The following is a 22,755-nucleotide window of genomic DNA, read 5'->3' on the forward strand; positions in this document are numbered from 1 at the left end:
GGAACCTCGAACTACCTACTTAACAGAATTTAGAAAGGAGGCGGCGCTTCCTCCCCTGCATGAATGCAGTGGTTCCCGCGCCGAATTTCGATGAGCGACAACGATTTTGAAGCGATGCTGGCTGCTGCCGGCATGGGCAATAAAAAAGAGATTCCGGAGGACTATCGCTGCGGATACACCGCTGTCGTCGGTCGTCCCAACGTCGGCAAGTCGACGCTCATCAATGCGATTGTGGGCGAAAAGGTCTCGATTACCTCGAAAAAGCCTCAGACGACGCGCGACCGTGTGCTCGGTGTGGCAACGGACGACGATGCTCAGATCGTCTTTGTGGATACGCCGGGGTTCCAGTCCAAGCACACCTCGCAGCTTCTCAAGCACATGAACCGTACAGTTCGCACCGCCTTGGCCGATGTCGAGGCCGTGCTTTTCGTGATTGATGCTGCCGGTTGGAAAAGTGACGATGAGCTCGTTTTGAAGCTTCTTGACCGGGAAGCCAAGAACGTGATCCTGGTGCTCAATAAGATTGACCTTGTGAAGGATAAGGAACGTCTGCTGCCGCTCATGGCCGAATCCATGCAGAAGTTTCCCTTTGCCGCCATCGTTCCCGTGAGCGCAGAAAAAGGCAAGATGCTCGACGACCTCAAGGGCGAGATCAAGAAGCTGTTGCCGGTTTCTCCGCCTTTTTTTGATGCGGATCTTTATACCGACAAGTCGCCTCGCTTCATAGCGGCCGAAACGATTCGCGAAAAGGCATTCCGTCTTCTGGGTGACGAACTGCCTTACGGACTTGCCGTGATGATCGAGCGCTGGAACGAAACCGACGACGGCGCCGAAATCATTGCTTCGTTGTGGGTGAACCGCGAAAGCCACAAACCGATCGTGATCGGTGAAAAGGGAGCCAAACTGCGCGAAATCAGCCGACTGGCCCGAGCCGACATCGCCGAACTGCTAGGCAAGCGCGTGCATTTGGAAGTCTGGGTCCGCGTGCGCCGTGGTTGGAGCGACGACGCCCGCATTTTGAAGTCCCTCGGCTACGGCGACTGATTCTTCTCATATGGCCGCAGCGACTGTATCCCGTTCTCCGGAACGTACACCCGTGGTGCGCGTGCGTTCCGAAGCGGCGTTTGTGCTTTCTACCCAACCATGGCGGGAGACAAGTGTCATTGCCGAATTGCTCACTCAACGGCATGGCCGTGTCACGGTTGTGGTGCGGGGCGCCAAACGTGTTTCGAGTCGTTTCCGCGGCATCATCATGCCCTTTGTCCCGCTTGTGGTGAGCTTTTCCGGCGCAGGAGACATCAAAAACCTCACCGATGCCCGCTGGATGGGGCCGATGACGCCCATTGACCCCGAGGGACTCGTGTCGGCTTTCTACGTTAATGAACTGGTGCTACGCCTGACGATGCGAAGCGACGCCTCGCTTCGACTCTACAACGACTATCTGAAGGTGTTGAGCGAGGTTTCGCTCAAAGACGGCAAAGAACTTTCTGTGGCCCTGCGCACATTTGAAATCAAGCTCCTCAATTCGCTCGGCTGGAGTCAGGTTTCCAAGGTCGAAGAGATTGAAAAGGGCGGCATCTGGACGGTTCGCCAGGGGGAACTGGTTTGCATCAATGAGCTTTGTGAAGGCGAAAAAGCGGTGAGTCTGGGTACGGCCTTGGCCATTGCCAAAGCCGAAATCACCTCGAGTGCCGATCTGCGTGAGGTGCGCGACGTTCTTCGCCTCATAATCGGCTACTATGTTGGCGACACGGGTCTGAAGACTCGAAAGACTCTGGAAATCTGGTCGCAAATCTGACACATTAGGTAAAGACGGGCGACTCGGTTGCTGAGTGAAAGTAAAGAACCGATAACGCCGTTTTTTTGTCGGCAGCCCCTTTTATGTTGACCAAACTTTCTGTCAATCTCAACAAGATTGCACTCATCCGCAATTCCCGCGACGGCAATACGCCGTCCGTTACGCTCTTCGGCGCCGTGGCGCTTAAGGCCGGGGCCGCCGGTCTGACGGTTCATCCGCGCCCCGATGAACGCCATATCCGCCGCGATGATGTTCCGGCTCTCTCCAAGCTTCTCAAGAACTGGCCCGGTCGCGAATTCAACATCGAAGGCAATCCCTTCATGAACTTGATGGAGCACGTCCGCGAAGTTCGTCCTGATCAGGTGACGTTTGTGCCCGACAGTGAGTCGCAAAAGACGAGCGATCACGGCTTTAATCTGATGGAACAAGGCGAAAAGCTGCGTCCTCTGATTGTCGAAGCCAAGGCTCTAGGTTGCCGCGTGAGCCTTTTCATGGATCCGGATCCCGAACAGATCGTACTTGCCAAGGACCTTGGCGCTGATCGCATTGAGCTTTACACCGAAGCTTATGCCGCGGCCTGCGGCACAGCCGCCGTCGGCCCGATGCTCGAGAAATATGCGCAGGCGGCTCGCGCGGCCCGTGAGGTCGGTCTCGGAGTGAACGCAGGCCACGATCTCAGTCTAACGAATCTGCAGGATTTGCTTGTTGCCTGTGAATGCATCGCCGAGGTCTCAATCGGCCACGCGCTGATCAGCGAGGCGCTTGAGTACGGCATGACCGAAACGGTTGGCCGCTACAACGCCGTTTGCCTGCGCGCGAGCGAGCAAATTGCGCTCATGAACCAAAAGTAAGAAAGGAAACAAAACATGCTCGGTCCCGTTGTTTGTGATATTGCCGGAACGACTCTGTCGGAAGCGGAGGTAAAGCGCATCGCCCATCCGCTCGTGGGCATGGTTATTCTGTTTACCCGCAACTATGAAAATCGAGTGCAGCTCGAAAAACTCTGCCGCGCCATCCATGACGTCAAGCCCGGTATTCTGATCGGGGTGGATCACGAGGGCGGCCGCGTACAACGTTTCCGCGAGGGCTTTACCGAAATTCCGGCGATGAGCGCCTACGGCCGAGCCTACAAGGACGATCCGGAAGCGGCTGCCCGATCGCTGACGGCTGCCGGTTTCGTGATGGCTTCCGAACTTCGCACGGCAGGCGTTGACTTTACCTTTGCCCCTGTGCTCGACCTCGATTGGGGGCAGAGCGAAATCATCGGGGAGCGTTCGTTTGCGCTCGATCCCCGTGTTGTGACGCGTCTGGCTCGAGCGCTCAGCCATGGCATGCTCATGGCGGGCATGGCCAATTGCGGCAAGCATTTCCCGGGTCACGGCTACGCGGCTGCCGACAGCCACGTGGCGCTGCCGATTGACGACCGAGAGGTTTCGCGTATCGAACACGCCGATGTGAAACCCTATACCTGGATGGGCATCGGGCTAGCTTCCGTCATGACGGCGCACGTGGTGTATCCGGCTTACGACGAAGTTCCCGCAACCTTCTCTAAACGCATTCTCAAGGGATTGCTGCGCGATACACTGCACTTTCCGGGCTTTGTTTTTTCGGACGATTTGTCGATGAAGGGCGCAGGGGGCGGTACACTCACAGAAAGAGCCCAGAAGGCGCTTGAAGCCGGGTGCGATGCCGTTATTTGCTGCAATGCGCCGGAGGAAGTCGATCAGATGCTGCAGGAGCTGGCTTTCGAGCCGGACGCCGGTTGGCGTGAGCGCGCGGCTGCTGTCGACCCCAAGCCCTTCCCACCGAATCAAGAAGAGCTTTTAGCTTCCAATGTTTACAAGATTTCTCGCTCGTTGATGACGCTGTGAACGAGAACCGAAGTCAGGACAAATTACAGTGATTATTGATTCGCTTCTCGATACCGACCTCTATAAGTTCACGATGATGCAGTGCGTGCTGCATCAGTTTCCGGATGCCAACGTGAAGTATCGCTTTCGTTGCCGTACCGAAGGTGTGGATTTGAGTCCTTATGTCGATGAGATTCGAGAGGAAATCGAGCACCTGTGCGCGCTGACGATGAAGGAGGACGAGCTCGATTATCTCGGCAGTCTTCGCTTCATCAAGAGCGACTTTGTGGATTTCCTCAGTCTCTTTCATCTCAAGTCGAAGTACGTCACCGTCACGCCCAGTTCCGAAATGCCCTGCGGCATCGACATCGTGATCGAAGGACCGTGGCTGCACACGATTCTTTTTGAGATTCCGATTCTTGCGATCGTCAACGAGGTCTACTTCCGTCATACCGTTCCCGAACCCGATGAGGAAGAGGGCATGGCGAGACTGCACCAAAAAATCCGCTGGATCAAGAACGAACCCGACAACGGCAATCTCAAGATCAGCGACTTCGGCACGCGCCGCCGCTTCTCCCGGGATTGGCAGCGCAAAGTCATCAAGGTGCTTTGCGAAGAACTCGGTCCGACGTTCTTCGCGGGCACGAGCAATGTCATGTATGCCAAGGAGTTCGGCATCATTCCCATTGGAACGATGGCGCACGAATATCTGCAGGCCTGCCAGGCGCTCGGTCCGCGTTTGCGCGACAGCCAGACCTTTGGCTTTGAAATGTGGGCGAAAGAATATCGCGGCGACTTGGGGATTGCTCTTTCCGACGTGTACGGTACGGAGCCATTCCTGCGTGACTTCGACATGTTCTTTTGCAAGCTCTTTGACGGTGCACGGCATGATTCGGGCGATCCGGAGAGCTGGGGCGAGCGCATGATTCTTCACTATGCGGCCAACAAATGCGACCCGAGAAGCAAGACGCTGATCTTTTCGGATGCGCTCACAGTGCCCAAGGTGATTGCGCTTTACCGGCGCTTCAATCACCGCATCCGCGTCGGCTTTGGCATCGGCACGAATCTGATGAACGATCTGGGCCCGACGCCGCTTAATATCGTCGTGAAGATGGTGCGAGCCAATGGTCAGCCGGTAGCCAAGATTTCCGACACGCCCGGCAAGGGTATGTGCGAGGACGAAACCTATCTTGCATACCTGCGGCAGGTGTTTGGGCTGGATCCTGGCGCCCCCGTCGGTTCTTCCAAACCCTGATGTTTCGTTTGCGTTACGGCGCCATTTGCGACGATGAATCGGTCGATTGCTTCCTGCGGTCGGCCATTTGACGTTTTTGAGACGTGCAGACACCGGTTAGCAAGGTGCGTGGATAATGTTCTGACTCTGAGATTCGATGGCAATTTTTGTAAACAGATTCCGCACTTTTGGCTAAAATCAACAAGACTTGTGTTTGAATGTGTGTTTTACATTTTCAGACACGCCTTCAAAATGATCAGTGCACGGAGAAACAAAGACAATGCATGCACTTAAAACACTTTTGGCAACCGCAGTAGTGCTTCTGCCGTCTCTAGCTTCGGCAGCAAGTCTCAACGGTGCGGAACTCGCCATTACTTGGGCAATTCCGTTTGCGGGCATTCTTTTGTCCATTGCCCTTGTGCCGCTCATCGCTCCCAACCTGTGGCACCACCACTACGGCAAGATCGCCGTTGCTTGGGGGTTGAGCTGCGTGATCCCGATTTTCATGGCCTTCCCGACAGAGGTGGCCGTCGGCTCGGTTGCGCACGCCATGATCGGCGACTACGTGCCCTTTATTCTGTTCGTCGGCGCTCTCTTTATCGTGGCCGGCGGCATTCACATCCGCAGCAGCTTCGTCGGTCGTCCGATCGTCAATGCCGGCATCCTCTTTGTGGGCGCCTTTGTCGCCAACCTTATGGGTACGACCGGTGCTGCCATGTTGCTGATTCGTCCGCTGTTGGCCGCCAACGAAGGCCGTCGCTACAAGATGCACACCTTCGTGTTCTTCATCTTCATCGTGGCCAATATCGGCGGCTGTTTGACGCCCCTGGGCGATCCGCCTTTGTTCCTGGGCTTCCTGCGCGGAGTGACGTTCTTCTGGACGGCGCAGCATTTGATCCTGCCGCTTTTGGTGACGCTCGCGATTCTGCTCACGATTTATCTTGCCATTGACACCTACCTCTTCAAGAAGGAAGTGGCCGAAGGCTCGTTTAATCCCAATGCGGTCGAACAGAAGCCCTTTGGTATCGACGGTGGCATCAATCTGATCTATCTGGCCATTATCATCGGTGCCGTGCTGATGAGCGGCATCTGGAAGTCCGACATTGAAATCAATGTTCTGGGTGTGCACTTGACCGGACAGGGCCTGCTGCGCGATGCGATCTTCATTGTCGTTGCCATCTTGTCCGTGCTGACCACCTCCAAGAGTGCCCGCGAAGCCAACCAGTTCTCCTGGGAACCGATCAAGGAAGTTGCCAAGCTCTTTTTCGGCATCTTCTTGTGCATCGTGCCGGTGCTCGAAATGTTGCGTGCCGGTCACGAAGGTGCATTCGCTCCGCTCGTCTCTCTCGTGACGGACGAAAACGGCGAATTCAACAACGTGATGTTCTTCTGGCTCACCGGCTCGCTGTCGGCCTTCCTTGACAATGCGCCGACCTATCTGGCCTTCTTCAACCTCGCGGGCGGTGATCCCATTGAGATGATGACCACGCACGCACACACGCTGATGGCCGTTTCCATGGGCGCTGTGTTCATGGGCGCAGTGACTTACATCGGCAATGCTCCCAATCTGATGAGCGTGAGCATCGTGCGCGAACGCGGCGTCAAGATGCCTTCCTTCTTTGGCTACATGCTCTGGTCGGTCGGCATTTTGTTCCCGACGTTCTTCATTGTCGACATCATTTTCCTGTAATCGGAAATAGGCCTGTTCGAAGCGTCGGGCGGGCAGCGACAAAACGGAAAAAGCGGCTTCCTGGGAGGGCGGCCGCTTTTTTTTCTTTGTGCATCAGTACCACTTTTGAGGTATACAGCATAAATTTCGCTATAGACAATAGAATGCCGACCTTTTGAAAACCTATAACCAATCAAAAGGGACAGTGTTCATGAACCGCTCGAACCTCAATGTATTGACAGCGATTCTTCTTGCCGCAGGAGCAATTTCTCCGGCTGCGCTCGGAAGCCAAATCCAGTTTTTCGCGCCTCAGCCAAACTCGACCTCATTGGTTGGGGCGAATTACGAAGGGATTCACTGGGGGGAGAAATATATCCAGGGCGACACGCTCAAAATAGTGAGCATTGAAGACGGAGAGGTCGGTATTACCGCTGAGAATAAAGACGATTTCGGTCTTGCTGCCAATTTGTGCCGACGCGATAACTGCACCGGACTCAAAGTGTCTATTGATTTAGGGCAGTCGGCCTATTCCGTTGGGATTTTGCTTGGCGAGGGCGCATCTTTGAATTTGTTTCAAGATGCAGACATAAAGGCTGACACGGCGATCCAGGGTATCGGCACCGTTTTTTTGAGCTATGGGCAGCCGTCCACCTATGACATTGTCGGTGGTTTGGACATGAAGGAAGGGAGCATCGTCAGCGAAACAGACAACGCGTTTCACTACGTCGGCATCGGTGATTTGAGAACGTTTGATGCACAAGCCGGACATTTGGTCATCGGTGAAACGAGCGGCCAAGAGGGCGGTGAAACGTTTCTTCGTATCGGTACGCTGCAGTTGGGTGCCGGAGCAAGCGTGACGGTCGCCGGAGACAAATCCGATGATTCGAGTTTGAACCCCATCAACCGCGTGCTGATTGTTCGGTACCTTGAGGCGGTCGACAGATCACCTCAGGCGCCGGAGACGGCCAGCGATCAGAGGACTGTCAATGTAACAGGGGAAGGAACGCTAATTCTTGGTTCGAGTCTTGCGGACGGTGAGAACATCGAAGAGCTGCAAAGGACCGTTGGCCATGTACTCAACTCAAGCAAAGTCATTACCGGTTCGCTTTCGCGAGCGACGTTGATCACGAGTTCCAATCACGGAATTGTTGATGGAATTTCCGTGGTGATCGGTGAAGATGTAAGTCAGGACAAGGCTGCCGAAGAAGGCATCCACATCGGTAACGACGGCCGTTGGATCGTGGATTTCACAAGTGAAGAGACCAAAAGCTTCGCGAGCGATCCCGTGAGCCTGGGCGTTCTCACCGGAATGGATCAGAGCCGCATCACTGCCGAGAATGATGCAGAGCTGATTCTTTACAACTGGAGAGGACAGGCATTTGACATCGGCGACTTTGATCCGAGCAACGTTCACGCTTTCGGCGGCGCTCGCATCCAGATCAAAGACAACATCGCCACGCGTCTGTGGTGCAAGGATTTCGCAGGCCTGCAGGGCTCAGCTCTGGTGGGGCACGTGGAAGGTCTGGCCGACCGGGATAAAGAGGAAGGCATTCTGATGCAGCGCCCGGGCTACAGCTTTATTTTCGATACGCTGCCGGAAGAAAACGTGGGGCGTGACGCATACTCCAACGTGGTTGACGGTGCAATCTTTTTGCCGGTGACGTCGGGCATTGCCACGGCGGCCGAACGCGCGGTTCACGATGCGGTCACAACGGTAATGACGCACGATCTGTCGCTTTTTGAAGGCAAGGGCCATTGGTGGGCACACGGCCAGTCCGGTCGCATTAAGGCCGGTGAAATCTTTTCCGGCGGAAGCGGCGACTTTGGGTTCGAAGCGGATGTGACGGCCGGAGCATTGGGTTACGACTTTGCCATGTTCGGCAATTGGATTACGACGGTGGCCGTGTCCTTTGCCGGGATCGACACCGACAGCAAAGGCGTGATCGAACGCACGTCGGGTGACATGTCCGTGGCAACGGTGTCTTTGGCGGCAGCAAGACATTTCGATGACTTCACTTTGCGTTTGGGGCTGGCGTACTCCCGTGCTGCGGGCGACGCCGAACAGCGTTCCGTCGGCCATCGTCTGGACACGGATGTGGACATCGACTATTTGACAGCGGTGGCGCGCGTTACGGCAAGATCGCTTACTGAAAAGATGTTGTTTGAACCGTTTGCCCAGCTGTCCGTGACGACGGCCAAGATGCACGACGGTTCGATTTTTGACAGCGACAGAGACGGCGCAGTGGCCGGTGAAGGATTCAAGACCACTGCGGACAACCGTGTCTGGGGGACCCTGGAAGTGGGAGCCGATGCGGGTTGGCGGTTTGACGTTGCCGACCTTGTGAGCGTGAAACCGCAGTTCGGTGTTTCCATGCGTACTTCTGTCGGTCATACCGATTGGGGAATCGAAAGCCGTTTGTTTGACGGAAGCGCTTCGTCGGCGGCCTCCTACGACAGTGCGCAGCGCTTTGCCTTGCGACTGCAGGCGGGGATCGAGCTTGCGAGCAGCGGATATTCGGACTCCAAATCGTACTTCTGGAGCCGAAACCATGAAGGCAAAACGGAGCCTTACGCCTGGACTCTGCTGTTGGCAGGCAGTTATGAACGTGCTTCGGATTGGGAGCAGTCCGGCTCGCTTTCGCTTCAGTACCGGCAGCTTTTCTAAAGGCTGACGGAAGGCTTGCGCAGGCGGAAGTGCATGAGCGAGTTCTGCCTGCGCGGTCGGCACATGCTTGCATTTGCCAAAGTGCGTCAGCCTGTGTTTGCCTGTTTCGATTGATTGCAGCATCCTTGACGGAATTAATGGGGCGGTAGAATGTAACGCCTTGGCGGATATTATTTTTTGTCCGCACTTAGTTCGGAAAGACAGTTGCATGCCACCGCAGGCCGTGAGCATGCAAAACGAAAAGAAGAGAGAAACATGCAGCACAAAGAAGACATCGAGGTCAAGACCCCCGAGGCAGACGGGGAAGCGGCTCCGGTGGACTGGAAGTTGGCCCGCAGCTTGGTCGAACCGCTTTATCTGGATCAAAAGCTTTACACCGGAGAACCCCGACTGGCCCATGCCGATGGCATGGCTGAAATTCTGAAAGGCGTCCGTAACGACGACGAATTGATCGTTGCGGCCTACCTCTTTTCCGTCACGGACTGCATCCACGATGCGGATCGTTGGATCGAAAAGACGTTCGGCAAGAACGTTTTGCAGCTTGTGCGAGATCTCGAGCAGCTGATGCACGTCAGTCAGCGCGCTCGTTCCGACAACCGCGAGAGCGGTGCTGTCTATCAATCTGAAGCACTTCGTCGCATGCTTTTGGCCATGTGCCACGATTTGCGCGTGGTGGTTTTGCGTCTGGCAAGCCGTCTGCAGACGCTGCGCTGGTTTGCGCAGTCGCGTGCACCGGGGGCAGACGAATACGGTCGTGAAACGCTGGCCTTGTATTCGCCTCTGGCCAATCGTTTGGGTATCTGGCAGATGAAGTGGGAGCTCGAGGATCTCTCTTTGCGCTTCACGGAGCCTGAAACCTACAATGAGATTTCCAAAGAGCTCGATGAAACACGCGAGCAGCGCCTAGCCTTTATGCGCGGTTGCGTCGAGCGCATCCAGATGCTGCTGAAGGCCAACGGTATCGAAGCCGAAGTAAGCGGTCGCCCGAAGCACATCTATTCCATCTACAAAAAGATGGTCCGCAAGCATCTGCGCTTCGATCAGCTCTTTGACATTCGTGCGGTGCGCATCATTGTTGATACGGTGGAGCACTGCTACGAAGTGCTGTCGTTGGTGCACGAAAACTTCACCGTGCTTTCCAAGGAGTACGACGACTACATCGCCAATCCCAAGCCCAACGGGTATCAGTCGCTTCATACCGTGGTGACCGATCCCAACGGACGTCCCGTGGAAATTCAGATCCGCACTCGTGCGATGCACGAATTTGCAGAACTTGGCGTGGCCGCGCACTGGCGTTACAAGGAAACCGGCAATTCCAACAAGGACAAGGGCGCTGAAGCCGAAGAGCAGCGTGTGGCCTGGTTGCGTCAGCTGCTCGATTGGAAGAGCGATGTGGCGCCCCCCGCCGAACCCGGCCTTGAGGACGATCACGTTTATGCGCTCACGCCTCAGGGGCGAGTGGTGGAACTCCAAAAGGGGGCGACGCCGATCGACTTTGCCTATCAAGTGCATACCGAGCTTGGTCATCGTTGCCGCGGTGCGCGCATTGACGGCCAGATGGTGCCGCTCAATACGCAGATTAAGACCGGTCAAACCGTTGAAATCGTGGCGGCAAAGACGGGCGGACCTTCGCGCGATTGGCTCAATCCCGAGCTTGGCTTTGCCGTGAGCGCGCGCACCCGCACCAAGGTGCGTCAGTGGTTCAACGCGCAAAAGCTTGCGGAACAGACGCAGGCTGGTCGCGAACGACTCGACAAGGAACTTGCTCGTTTGGGTAAGACGGCCGTCAAGCTCGAAGAACTCGCTAAGCGCCTGGGCTACGACTCGGTTGACGATTTGTGCGTGGCGTTTGCCAAGGAAGAGTTCAGCCTCAAGGCGCTTGAACAGGCCGTGCAGCCACAAATTGAAGAACCCGAGCCTCAACCCGAAGTGCTCGTGAGAAGCTCTCAAGCGCAAAAGAGCCACAAGTCCAATGTGCTTGTTGTCGGCATCGACAGTTTGATGACACAGCTTGCAAAGTGCTGCCATCCGGCTCCGCCCGATGAAATCATCGGCTTTATTACGCGCGGTCGAGGCGTTACGATTCATCGCATTGACTGCCCCAACGTCAAGAACCTTGTAGCCAACGATCAGGAACGCATGATTGAAGTGGGCTGGGGCAACCAGGCCGAAGCGGTCTACCCGGTCGATATCTACATCGTGGCGCGAGACCGTCAAGGGTTGCTCAAAGATGTGAGCGAAGTGTTTATGCGGGAAAAGCAGAACATCACGGGTCTGAACACGGTCAATGTGAAGGGAGACGCGCATATGCGCATCTCGATCGAGATTCGCTCGTCGGAAGATCTTCGCCGTTCGCTCTCGCAATTGCGTGAACTCAAAGGCGTGATGAGCGTACGCCGCGCCTGATGTTTCCGAGAGCCGTCGGGATTCGTCTTGGCGGCTTTTTTTTTCACTACGAGGTCAGCGAAAAAGAGAAACGAGCGTCAACTGTTGAGGATGCCGATTTTTCGCATTTTCAGAAAATTTGTCTGAAAAATTGTTTTACAGTAAAATCAATAACTTATGCGTAAACACGCAAAAAAGTTGAGAAAAATTCGAAAAAAGACTTGCATTCCTGAAAAAGCACGGGTATAGTTCGCATCTCTCAGGCACATAGCTCAGTTGGTTAGAGCATCACCTTGACATGGTGGGGGTCGTTGGTTCGAGTCCAATTGTGCCTACCAGAATTTTTTGGAGACACCTAGCAAATGTGCGCGTCTAAGATCGTACGAACGACGAAGACCTGCAAACAGTAAGTCTGCGGGCGCGCGAGGGTGTTGAATAGGAAAAGAGTGCGGCTCACAGAGTCAGCACTCTTTTTTTTATTTCGGCCGCGCGTGAAGCCATTTGCGCAACGCTAAAAACGAAAGGGAATAGAAATGCTTTCCATCACTTTGCCCGACGGTTCTGTTCGTCAATACGAAGGGCCGCTCTCTGTGGGCGACATTGCAGCATCCATCGGTGCCGGCCTTGCCAAAGCGGCTCTCGCCGGCAAGGTTGACGATAAGCTCGTCGATCTGTCTCACGTCGTTGAAACGGATGCCAACGTTGCCATCATTACGGCAAAGGACCCCGAAGCTCTCGAGTTGATCCGCCACTCGACTTCGCACCTGATGGCTCAGGCCGTTAAAGAGCTGTATCCGACGGCCGAGGTGACGATCGGACCGGCCATCGAAAACGGCTTCTACTACGACTTCAAGTTCGAACGCGCTTTTACGCCCGAAGATCTCGAAAAGATCGAAGCGCGCATGAAGGAACTCGTGAAGAAGGACATCCCGCTTGAGCGCTACACGCTGCCGCGCGACGAAGCCATTGATTACTTTAAGAGCATCGGCGAACACTACAAGGCTGAAATCATCAGCGAAATTCCCGCGGGCGAAATCATTTCGCTCTATCGCCAGGGTGACTTCACGGACTTGTGCCGCGGTCCTCACGTGCCAAGCACGGGCAAGCTCAAGGTCTTCAAGCTCATGAAGGTTGCCGGTGCATACTGGCGCGGCGACAGCAAGAACGAAATGCTGCAACGCATCTACGGAACGGCCTGGGCGAAGAAGGAGGATCAGGAAGCCTATCTCACGATGCTTGCCGAAGCTGAAAAGCGCGACCATCGCCGCTTGGGCAAGGAGCTCGATCTCTTCCATCTGCAGGAAGAAGCTCCGGGCCTCATCTTCTGGCATGCCAAGGGCTGGACGCTGTGGCAGGTCGTCGAACAGTTCATGCGCCGCATCTATCGCGAAAATGGCTACCAGGAAGTGAAGGCGCCGCAGCTGCTCGATCGTTCACTCTGGGAACGTTCAGGTCACTGGGCCAAGTATCGCAGCAACATGTTCACGACCGAATCGGAAAACCGCTACTACGCGTTGAAGCCGATGAACTGCCCGGGGCACATCCAGCTCTTTAACGCTGGTTTGCGCAGCTACCGCGATTTGCCGCTTCGCTACGGCGAATTCGGTCAGTGCCATCGCAATGAACCTTCGGGCGCTTTGCACGGTCTGATGCGCGTGCGCGGCTTTACCCAAGACGACGGTCACATTTTCTGCACGGAAGATCAGATCCTGAAGGAATGCATGGACTTCACTCGCATCGTGCGCGACGTCTATCACACCTTCGGCTTTGAGGACATTCTCTATAAGGTGGCGACCCGTCCGGAAATGCGTATCGGCGAAGATGCCGTTTGGGACAAGGCCGAAGCCGCTCTGATCGAGTCGCTCGACGTCTGCGGTCTGCCTTATGAAATCCTGCCGGGCGAAGGCGCCTTCTACGGCCCGAAGATCGAGTACCACCTCAAGGATTGTCTTGGCCGTACGTGGCAGTGCGGTACGATCCAGGTGGACTTCCAAATGCCGGGCCGCCTCGGAGCCGAATACGTTGCCGAAGACAACTCGCGCAAAGTGCCGGTGATGCTGCACCGCGCCATTCTCGGTTCGCTCGAACGCTGGATCGGCATGTTGATCGAACACTACGCCGGCGCAATGCCTGTGTGGCTCTCGCCGGTGCAGGTCGCCGTGGCCTCCATTACCGATGCACAGTCCGAATTTGCGGCCGATGTTGCACGAAAGATGCGCGAAGCCGGAATTCGTGTCATTGAAGATTTGCGCAGTCAAAAGATCAACTATAAAATCCGCGAACTGACTTTGCAGAAACTGCCCTACATCGCCGTTGTCGGCGACAAGGAAGCGCAGTCCGGCACGGTCAGCGTGCGTGCGCGCGGAGGCAAGAACCTCGGCGTCATGCCTATTGAGGAATTTATTGCCCGTGTGGTGAGCGAAGATCAGTCACGCAAGAACACGGACGATTGATCGACAATTGATCAGAACGCGCCTTAGCGAAGGCGCGTTGGTAAAAAAACTATTTTGGGAGACGTGCCATAGCACAAGATCGCAATCACCGAATCAATCGTGAGATTCGGGTACCTGAGGTTCGACTGACGGGCGTTGACGGCGCTCAGATCGGTATTGTTTCGACTGCCGAAGCGCTTCGGATGGCTGAAGACTACGACGTGGATCTCGTTGAGGTCGCGCCGAACGCCCAGCCGCCGGTTTGCCGCCTGATGGATTACGGCAAGTTCCGCTATCAGGAGCAGAAGAAAGCTCAGGAAATGAAGGCTCGTCAGAAGGTGATTCAGGTTAAGGAAGTTAAGTTCCGCCCCGCCACTGACGAAAATGATTACCAGACCAAGCTGCGCGCTCTGCGTCGCTTCTTGGCCGATGGCGACAAGGCCAAGGTCACGCTGCGTTATCGCGGCCGTGAAATGGCCCACCAGGACTTGGGGGCTCAGATCATGCATCGCATCCGCGACGAGCTCGCTGAAGAGGCCCAGATCGAACTGCAGCCTAAGCTTGAAGGGCGCCAAATGATTATGGTGCTTGCTCCCAAGCGCAAAAAATAAAAATGCGTGTATAATCACACGCTCTTAACGCCCTGAAGTGCAAGAAAATTGCACTTCAGGCTTTTTAAAAGTCGGGGCGGGCAAAAGAAGTCGGGAACGAAGTTTCCCGCGCCTGGAGTTCCGACAAATCATAAGGAAATACGGCAAATGCCGAAGATGAAAACTAAGAAGGCTGCGAGCAAGCGCTTCAAGGTCCGCGCTGGCGGTTCCATCAAGCGTGCCCACGCCACCAAGCGTCATATCCTGACCCATCGTTCGACGAAGAACAAGCGTCACCTCCGCGGTATGGTCACCATCCACGAGTCTGACAGCAAGTCGATTCACCGCATGATGCCTTACGCTTAATAAGAGGAGAGGATAGAGATGCCCCGAGTAAAACGTGGCGTGACGGCTCGTGCCCGTCACAAGAAGATTCTTGCCCTCGCTAAGGGCTTCCGTCTGCGTCGCAACAACGTTTTCCGCGTTGCTAAGCAGGCTGTTATGCGCGCTGGTCAGTACGCTTATCGCGACCGCCGCGACAAGAAGCACGTGTTCCGCCGTCTGTGGATTGCTCGTATCAACGCTGCAACCCGTTCCAACGGTATGACCTACAGCCGCTTCATGAACGGTCTCAAGAAGGCTGGCGTGATGCTCGACCGCAAGGTTCTGGCTGATATGGCTGTGTTTGACAAGGCCGGTTTCGCCAGCCTCGTTGCTCAGGCCAAGGCTGCTCTGGCTTAATCCGAGCAGGGAGCATGTGTAGAACCGTTCGCTGACAGTATTGCTGAAGGCGGCGGTTCGATCCAAAAAAAGGGGTTCGGTGCTGAAAAGTGACCGGGCCTCTTTTTTTTTCCGAAAATCCGCCAAAATTGCGTATCGTGTTCCTACGAACATGTGACGGTTGAAACGGGCTTGTGTGCAGTCGAGCAGATTTACGCAGGACCGTATCGAAAAGACAATTGATTGAAATCCACCGGGTGTGTAGAAATGGATGATTTAGTGCAAATCGTGGAATCGGCACGCACCGATTTTGCGGCCGCTCAACAGAATGCCGCGCTCGAAGACGCCAAAGCAAAGTACATCGGCAAGAACGGAGCCATCACTGCGCTGATGCGTGGTCTGGCCGGCCTCACGCCGGAACAGAAGCGAGAACGCGGTCCGGCTATCAATAAGGCAAAGGCTCAGGTCGAGGCGCTTTTGAACGCCCGTCGCGAAGAACTCGCCGACGCCGCCATGCAGGCCAAGCTCGCTGCCGAAGCGGTTGACGTCACGCTTCCGGGCCGTCGCATTGCACGCGGCGGCATCCATCCCGTGATCCGCACCTGGATGCGCATTGAAGAGATTTTTGCTTCCATCGGCTTTGATGTTGCCGACGGTCCTGAAATCGAAAGCGATTGGTACAGTTTTACCGCGCTCAACAACCCTCCCAACCATCCTGCCCGTTCCATGCAGGACACCTTCTACGTGGATCGTTGTGACGAAAAGGGCATGCAGCTGCCGCTGCGTCCGCATACCTCACCGATGCAGGTGCGCTACGCCCGTACCCATACGCCTCCGATCAAAGTAATCGCGCCGGGCCGCACGTACCGTGTCGACAGCGACGCTACGCATTCGCCGATGTTCCATCAGGTCGAGGGGCTGTGGGTTGCAGAAAACATTTCCTTTGCCGATCTCAAGGGTGTCTATACGGACTTTCTGCGTCGCTTCTTTGAAACGGAAGACCTCAAGGTTCGCTTCCGTCCGAGCTACTTCCCGTTCACCGAACCCAGCGTCGAAGTAGATATGGCTTTTACGAGCGGTCCGCGCAAAGGCAAGTGGCTTGAAATTTCCGGTGCAGGTGAAGTGCACCCGAATGTGATCCGCAATTACGGTCTGGATCCTGAGAAGTACATCGGTTTTGCTTTCGGCTCCGGTCTTGAACGCCTGACGATGTTGCGCTATGGCATCGACGATCTGCGTTTGTTCTTTGAAGGCGATCTGCGCTTCTTGCGCCAATTCAAATAATCGGTGAGGAGTTAGAAAAATGTTGTTTTCCGAAGAATGGCTGCGCAGTGTCGTCAATCCCGACTTGACGAGCGACGAACTGGCCGAAGCCATGACTATGGCCGGTCTTGAAGTTGAAGATTGCTCGACGATTGCGCCCGCTTTTGAAGGCGTGGTGGTTGCCGAAGTTGTCGACTGCGTTGATCATGAAAATTCCGATCACCTGCATGTTTGCAAGGTGAATGTGGGCGCTCCCGAGCTTCTGCAGATTGTTTGCGGCGCTCCTAACGTTAAAACCGGTGTCAAGGTGCCCTGCGCCACGATCGGCGCCGTGTTGCCCGGCAACTTCAAGATCAAGAAGGCCAAGATGCGCGGCGTCGAAAGTTTCGGCATGCTGTGCTCGGCTCGTGAACTCGGCATCAACGAAGACCACCAGGGCTTGTGGATTCTGCCTGCAGACGCCCCCGTCGGCATGAATATCCGAGAATACGCCAAGCTTGACGACAAGCGCTTTGAAATCAAGCTCACGCCCAACCGCGGCGATGCTTTGTCGATCGTCGGTGTTGCGCGCGACGTGCACGCCATTACCGGTGCCCCGCTCAACATGCCCAAGTTCGATGCCGTGGCGCCGACGTGCGAATGCGTCAAACCCGTGCATATCGAGGCTCCGGATCTGTGCGGCCGCTTTACCGGCCGAGTGATCAAGGGGCTCAACGCCAAGGCTCCGACGCCGCAGTGGATGAAGGATCGTCTGGAACGTTCCGGTCAGCGCAGCATTTCCGCTCTGGTCGACATCTCCAATTACGTGATGCTTGAGCTCGGCCGTCCCACGCACTTCTTTGATCTCGACAAGCTCACGGGAGACGTGACAGTTCGCTGGGCCAAGAAGGGCGAAAAGCTTGAACTGCTCAACGGTCAGACTCCCGAACTCAATGAATATTTCGGCGTCGTGTGCGATGAAGCCGGTCCCCAGGCTGTCGCCGGCATCATGGGCGGCGAACCGACCTCAATCACCGACGATACGGTCAACGTCTTCATTGAAGCGGCCTTCTGGCAGCAGGTGGCTATCCAGGGTCGCTGCCGTAAGCTCAACTTCTCGACGGACGCCGCCTATCGCTTCGAACGCGGCGTGGACTGGGCTTCGAACGTGGATCACATGAACTACGTTACCAAGCTCGTGCTTGAAATCTGCGGCACGCCGGAAACCCGCGTTGGCCCCATTGACGATCAGTGCGTCAATCTGCCGGCCGTTCGCGTTGTTCGCATGCGCCCGGATCGCTGCCGCAAGATTGTCGGCGTGGATATTTCCGACGAATTTATGGCCGAAGCTTTTACGCGTCTTGGTTTCGAATTCACGCGCGAAGGTTCGGACTTTGTGGTGAAGAGCCCCGCTTATCGCTTTGACATCGAAATCGAAGAGGATCTCGTAGAAGAAGTCGCTCGTCTGTACGGCTACGAAAAATTGCCCGATTTGCCGCCGCTTGCCCGCTGCGCCATGCGCTGCCCCGCTGAAGGCACGCGCTCCAATCACGCGCTTCGCGTCTCTCTTGCCGGCCTCGGCTACCAGGAGCTCGTAAACTTCAGCTTCGTTCAGGAACAGTGGGAAAAGGACTTTGCCGGCAACGAACAGCCGATTCGTCTGCTCAACCCGATCGCGAGCCAGCTTTCTGTGATGCGCACGCAGCTTTTGGGCGGCCTCGTCGATGTTTTGCGCTTTAACCTCAACCGCAAGGCTGAAAACGTTCGCGTCTTCGAATTGGGTCGCGTGTTCTTCCCGGACGAGTCAATCGGCGACAGCGAAACGTCTGTGAAGGGAGTGCGCCAGCCTATGCATGTGGCCGGCCTCGTTTACGGCGATGCTCACGAAGACTGCTGGGCCGAAGCCAAGCGTTCGGTGGACTTCTTTGATGTCAAGGGCGATGTTGAAAACCTGATCGCTCCCCTGAAGGCAACTTTTGAAGCTGCTACGCATCCCGCAATGCACCCCGGTCGCTGCGCTCGAGTGATCGTCAATGGCAAGGCCGTTGGCTTTGTCGGTGAACTTCATCCGAAGGTGTGCCGTACCTACGAACTGTCCAAGCCCCCGGTGGTGTTCGAGCTCGAAGTGGCGCCGTTGTGCGAACTCGACGTGCCGAGCGCCCGTGCTGTTAGCAAGTTCCAGCCGGTTCACCGCGACATCAGCGTGACGGTGCCCAATGACGTGACCTGCGCACAGTTGCAGGACGCAGTTTCTCGCATCCGTCGCACGAAACCCGAAGCGATGATCATTGAGTCGCTTGATCTCTTTGACGTCTATCGTCCCGAAGCTTCCGCCGAAAAGAGCATGGCATTCCGCCTGACGCTTTCGACTCAGGGAGCCGAGGCCATTGGCGAAAAAGAAGCCGAAGCGGCTTTTGAGGCAGTAGAACGGGCGTTTGCTGAACTGGGTGCGACGCTTCGCAAATAACAGGAAGAAAATTTTCCTGTAGAATGCGACACCCTTTTGATTTAATTTGAAAAAACAAGAAAGATGGATAATCAAAGCTCAATCAGCAGCTCGCTTGATGCCATGTTCCCGAACACGGAAGGGACGATGCCGACAGTTACGAAGATGCATTTCATTGAAATGCTCAAGGAACATGTTGGTTTGTCCCGCGCCGAAGCCAACGAGGTGGTTGATTCGATTTTCGACGAGATGCAACAGGCGCTTTCCGAAGGTCGCGAAATCAAGCTCGCGAACTTCGGGACGTTCAGCACCCGCGACAAGCAGGCTCGTCCCGGTCGCAACCCTCGTACGGGCGCGCCTTACGAGATCAGCGCTCGGCGCGTGGTGACGTTCCTGCCGGCACCGTTCATGCGTGATGCTGTGGCCGGATATTCCGGGCCTGTGCCGCAGGAAGGAGCCTGATCGGGCCAACAAGAGCGCTCTGATCCGCTAAACTTTACGGGCTAATTTGCCGCGTGCGGTTTCGGATCAAAAATTTCAGAAAACCGACGCACATTTTTCATGTTCGTCGGTTTTTTTCTCGTCTAGAAGAAAGAAAGTTCAAATGAGCGACAACAATCAGTCCGGTCGTTTTTATTCGCTGCAGGAAGTCTCTGCACAGTGTGGCCTTGCTCCCTACATTCTGCGTTATTGGGAGCTACATTTTCCGGAGTTAACCGCAGACGACTCCAAACCGAAGCACATGTACAACGCTTCGGATATTTCGCTCATTAACCGCATCAAGACGCTGCTGTACGTCGAACACTTGACCATTGAGCAGGCTAAGGGGCGTCTGAAACAGGAGATGGCTTTCCCGGTTGATTACTCCGGCAAGGCAAAGGAAGCCGAAACAGTAGAAGCGAAGGCTGAACCGCAACAGGCTGCGCCCGTTCAGGAAGTAACGCCCGAACCTCAGGTCGGAGTAGCCTCCGAGGTAGTTGCACCGTCACCTGAAGTCGTCGAGCCCGTGCAGGAATCTGCTCCTGAAACCGTAAAGAGCGAAGAGACCGCTCACACTGCAGCCGAATCCGATGCCATGCCGATGGACGAAATTCATCGCGCAGCGGCTGCCGAGCTTGCGAATCTTCGCGGTGAAGTTCAGTCGCTTCAGTCTCAGCTTGCAGAAGAACGTCAGAAGACGGCAAGCGCTCAAGAGCTGCTGTCGGCCGAAGTCGCTAAGGTTCTGGAGACGAGTCAGGCTCTGCAGGCCAAGACGGATGAACTGGCTCAGGTCAACCAAGCGCTCGTTGCCGCTCGCGCTCAGTTGGCCCAGCTCAATGAAGAACTGACGGCGGCTCGTGGTGAATTGGCGTCGAAGCAGAGCGAACTGGCCACTGCATTGCAGTATTCGGCCACTAACGAAAGCGCACGTGCGGCAGCCTTTGACCGATTGGAAGCCGAAAACGCCTTGTTGCGTGGCAAGGTTTCCAATTTCGTCAATCAACTCAAGGACTTGTCGGCTGTTTTGACGAAGACGAAGTAAGAGACAGATTCGAAAGGAGATCGTCTCTCGACTCACACTTAAAGAAAAATTTGCGGCTTATGCGGTGGATGACTTGAAAATTTTTTTCGAATGCCGCATAATGCGCAACTCGTTCGGGGCGTAGCGCAGCCTGGTAGCGCACTTGCATGGGGTGCAAGGGGTCGCGAGTTCGAATCCCGCCGCCCCGACCACGAAATTCCAGGAAAAGGAGATGTGCCAATTCGGTTCGTCTCCTTTTTTTATTTTTCAGTTCCGGCCGAAAATTATTTTGGCGAGCGCATGCACAGCGACGGCAACGACACAGAAGAAGATCGCCAGATCCACCGGCATTGCGAAAAAGAGCTCGTTTCGCTCGACCGTGATGTAGGACATTTCGCACATCAGAAGAAAGGCAAAATCGCGCCGAACCCAAATCTGAACGGACAACACGATCAATATCGCCAAAATTCCGTACTTGCCGAAAATGACTACCCACCCGGGAACTCGAGTTTTCAGAGACGTTTCCCACTTATCCAGGACAAGCCGTGCGTGCAGCCCGACGTGAACGGCTGCAGCCAGGAAGAACCACATGGAAAGTGACACATGGATCGTTCGATAGGAAAGATCCATGCGCCAAACCTGCGGTGTTACGGAAGCAAACAGAGTCTGCGAGCACATCACACCGGAGATGAAGGAGGCGGCAAAGGTCGCAAACAACACGATGTTGGAAATTGTGCCGACACGACTTTTTGCTTTTGGACGTCGTGGGCGCTTGACTTCCATGCCGAACCATGTCCCGAAGTGCTGCTGCAACCAGGTGCGATTGACAAGCAAATGCGTGCAGACGATGAGAAGACTTGCCGTGCCCAGCATCTCATGCAGCGGGTTTTGAGTGAGGCGGTCGTACATGACTACGAAAAAGAGCAACAGCAAAACCGCATCAAGGCGCATGCGCCGAGTCCAATTGAGCAGAGGATCGGCGGATTCGAAGTAGGAAACAATCCTTATGGCAATTGCTCGGTTTTATCGAGTGCCGACTTTTTTCCCAAGTTCGTAGGCCATTTGCGGGAATTCGGTCGATTCGCACATGCCTCGGGTGCCGCTGTCCGTGGCAACGACGCGCCCCATATCGGTCCAGCCCATGTATCGAACCAAGGTTTCGTAGTGGGACTCCAGAGCGGTATACGTCCAGTCGTTGTTGTTCCAAGCCGCGGCCAGCAAGACGGTCTGGCGAGGACTGTGAAGCTGACTGTTGATCGCGTAGAAACGGTCGATCACAAGCTTGAGCTGCGCGGAAAATCCGAAGTAGTACAACGGTGTACTCAGGACAACAAGGTCGCAGTCGATGAGATGAGGATTGAGCTCGAACATGTCATCACGATAGACGCACGGCGACGAGCCCAGACCGCAATGGTCGCACCCGCTGCAGGCTGTGACGCGCTTGAAGGCGGCATCGAATCGATAGATTTCGGCCCCGACTTCCTTGGCGCCGCGAATGAACTCGTCGGTCAGCAAAAAGGAAGCGCCTCGACGATGCGTACTGCCGGTGACGACCGTGATTTTCTTTGGCGCAGAGGCGGCAGCCACAGGCAAGACACCGGCGGCGGCAACCGCAGCGGCGCTCTGAAGCAGTTTCCTGCGTTCGACGAAGCGAATCGGATGTACTAAGTCGGAGACGTTCTGTGTTGACATTTTTTTCTCCATTGGTGAGCCGAAGGCCGCAGTGAAAGCTTTCGGCTCGGTAAGACAATCCTGCACAATGAGGGCGCTTGAAGCCTGGCCTGCATGAGGCGAGCTGTCCCGTTACTTCGCCTGGACGCTGCGTTTTGCGAGGATGCGATCAAGAACGCTCTGAGCCGTCTTGGCGTAGTCGGCTCCGACCTCCGTTTCGATGACCTTGACGAAATCGCGCATCTGTTCCGGTGTGGTGCCGGTGTTCATTGCGGCGTTGAAGTGGAAGTTCATCTGGCCAGCAGTGCCGGTCATGCCGCCCAACGCGCCGATGGTCGCCAGTTCGCGGCTCTGAGCGTCGAGGTTGTCGCGAATGAAGATGTCGCAAAAGAGATGTTCTTTGAGGAACGTGTCGATTCCGGGAGCAAAGAGCTGATAACCGGACGGAGGTGGAATTTCGGTGCGACCGCCCAGTTTGGCGCGGACTTTGGCTCCGTATTCACTACTGTCCAAATTGAATTGCAAAGCCAGAAGGTTTTGCAAAATTCGAGG

General features: G+C 55.5%; 19 protein-coding genes and 2 tRNA genes. 18 read left to right on the forward strand and 3 right to left on the reverse strand.

All coding sequences use genetic code 11. From position 1 onward, the window contains the following. Positions 1-90 precede the first annotated feature (90 nt). From era to DW133_RS09560, 18 genes are all read left to right on the forward strand, one after another. Positions 91-1,044: a GTPase Era gene (gene era / locus DW133_RS09475; protein WP_369907959.1), complete on the forward strand. Its 954-nt coding sequence runs from the start codon at positions 91-93 to the stop codon at positions 1,042-1,044. 10 nt (positions 1,045-1,054) lie between these two features. Then, positions 1,055-1,798 carry a DNA repair protein RecO gene (gene recO / locus DW133_RS09480; protein WP_118276420.1) on the forward strand — a complete coding sequence of 248 codons (744 nt, stop codon included), beginning with the start codon at positions 1,055-1,057 and terminating at the stop codon, positions 1,796-1,798. 83 nt (positions 1,799-1,881) lie between these two features. After that, entirely contained in the window at positions 1,882-2,649 is a 768-nt protein-coding gene (locus tag DW133_RS09485; protein ID WP_118276421.1) for a pyridoxine 5'-phosphate synthase, read from the forward strand. 15 nt (positions 2,650-2,664) lie between these two features. Beyond that, on the forward strand, positions 2,665-3,669 hold the full coding sequence (gene nagZ / locus DW133_RS09490; protein WP_118276422.1) for a beta-N-acetylhexosaminidase: 1,005 nt from the start codon (positions 2,665-2,667) through the stop codon (positions 3,667-3,669). 28 nt (positions 3,670-3,697) lie between these two features. Continuing rightward, positions 3,698-4,903 carry a nicotinate phosphoribosyltransferase gene (gene pncB, locus DW133_RS09495; RefSeq protein ID WP_118276423.1) on the forward strand — a complete coding sequence of 402 codons (1,206 nt, stop codon included), beginning with the start codon at positions 3,698-3,700 and terminating at the stop codon, positions 4,901-4,903. A gap of 259 nt (positions 4,904-5,162) precedes the next feature. Continuing rightward, entirely contained in the window at positions 5,163-6,572 is a 1,410-nt protein-coding gene (locus DW133_RS09500) for a sodium:proton antiporter (protein WP_118276433.1), read from the forward strand. 541 nt (positions 6,573-7,113) lie between these two features. After that, the gene (locus DW133_RS09505; RefSeq protein WP_147408925.1) at positions 7,114-9,216 is read left to right on the forward strand and encodes an autotransporter outer membrane beta-barrel domain-containing protein; all 2,103 of its coding nucleotides are present in this window, start codon (positions 7,114-7,116) and stop codon (positions 9,214-9,216) included. 255 nt (positions 9,217-9,471) lie between these two features. Continuing rightward, positions 9,472-11,622 (forward strand): bifunctional (p)ppGpp synthetase/guanosine-3',5'-bis(diphosphate) 3'-pyrophosphohydrolase, encoded by a 2,151-nt coding sequence (locus DW133_RS09510; RefSeq protein ID WP_118276434.1) that lies wholly within the window; start codon positions 9,472-9,474, stop codon positions 11,620-11,622. A 240-nt stretch (positions 11,623-11,862) separates the two neighbouring features. After that, positions 11,863-11,939 (forward strand) — tRNA-Val (locus DW133_RS09515). A 195-nt stretch (positions 11,940-12,134) separates the two neighbouring features. Continuing rightward, positions 12,135-14,054, forward strand: a complete 1,920-nt coding sequence (thrS, locus tag DW133_RS09520; RefSeq protein ID WP_118276425.1) for a threonine--tRNA ligase — start codon at positions 12,135-12,137, stop codon at positions 14,052-14,054. A 68-nt stretch (positions 14,055-14,122) separates the two neighbouring features. Further along, a complete protein-coding gene (gene infC, locus DW133_RS09525; protein ID WP_118276426.1) occupies positions 14,123-14,644 on the forward strand; it encodes a translation initiation factor IF-3 in 522 nt (173 codons plus the stop codon). A 147-nt stretch (positions 14,645-14,791) separates the two neighbouring features. Further along, entirely contained in the window at positions 14,792-14,989 is a 198-nt protein-coding gene (gene rpmI, locus DW133_RS09530; protein ID WP_118276427.1) for a 50S ribosomal protein L35, read from the forward strand. An 18-nt stretch (positions 14,990-15,007) separates the two neighbouring features. Further along, complete coding sequence (rplT, locus tag DW133_RS09535; RefSeq protein WP_118276428.1) at positions 15,008-15,364, forward strand: 50S ribosomal protein L20; 357 nt, start codon at positions 15,008-15,010, stop codon at positions 15,362-15,364. A 246-nt stretch (positions 15,365-15,610) separates the two neighbouring features. Further along, on the forward strand, positions 15,611-16,627 hold the full coding sequence (pheS, locus tag DW133_RS09540; RefSeq protein WP_118276429.1) for a phenylalanine--tRNA ligase subunit alpha: 1,017 nt from the start codon (positions 15,611-15,613) through the stop codon (positions 16,625-16,627). A 19-nt stretch (positions 16,628-16,646) separates the two neighbouring features. Further along, complete coding sequence (gene pheT / locus DW133_RS09545; RefSeq protein WP_118276430.1) at positions 16,647-19,052, forward strand: phenylalanine--tRNA ligase subunit beta; 2,406 nt, start codon at positions 16,647-16,649, stop codon at positions 19,050-19,052. A gap of 126 nt (positions 19,053-19,178) precedes the next feature. Next, complete coding sequence (locus DW133_RS09550) at positions 19,179-19,493, forward strand: integration host factor subunit alpha (RefSeq protein WP_118276435.1); 315 nt, start codon at positions 19,179-19,181, stop codon at positions 19,491-19,493. 142 nt (positions 19,494-19,635) lie between these two features. Continuing rightward, positions 19,636-20,553 carry a MerR family transcriptional regulator gene (locus DW133_RS09555; RefSeq protein ID WP_118276431.1) on the forward strand — a complete coding sequence of 306 codons (918 nt, stop codon included), beginning with the start codon at positions 19,636-19,638 and terminating at the stop codon, positions 20,551-20,553. A gap of 114 nt (positions 20,554-20,667) precedes the next feature. Next, a tRNA-Pro gene (locus DW133_RS09560) sits at positions 20,668-20,744 on the forward strand. Positions 20,745-20,799: 55 nt separating this feature from the next. Here the strand turns inward: DW133_RS09560 and DW133_RS09565 are convergent. From DW133_RS09565 to DW133_RS09575, 3 genes are all read right to left on the reverse strand, one after another. Next, positions 20,800-21,483 carry a DUF4405 domain-containing protein gene (locus DW133_RS09565; protein ID WP_118276432.1) on the reverse strand — a complete coding sequence of 228 codons (684 nt, stop codon included), beginning with the start codon at positions 21,481-21,483 and terminating at the stop codon, positions 20,800-20,802. Positions 21,484-21,555: 72 nt separating this feature from the next. Continuing rightward, positions 21,556-22,224 carry a flavodoxin family protein gene (locus DW133_RS09570; protein WP_118276436.1) on the reverse strand — a complete coding sequence of 223 codons (669 nt, stop codon included), beginning with the start codon at positions 22,222-22,224 and terminating at the stop codon, positions 21,556-21,558. A 111-nt stretch (positions 22,225-22,335) separates the two neighbouring features. Next, positions 22,336-22,755: carboxymuconolactone decarboxylase family protein (locus tag DW133_RS09575; protein ID WP_147408926.1), on the reverse strand; the 420-nt coding region annotated here is incomplete at its 5' end.

Origin of the sequence: Sutterella sp. AM11-39 (assembly GCF_003472385.1) — a bacterium.
GTDB lineage: Bacteria > Pseudomonadota > Gammaproteobacteria > Burkholderiales > Burkholderiaceae_F > Duodenibacillus > Duodenibacillus intestinigallinarum.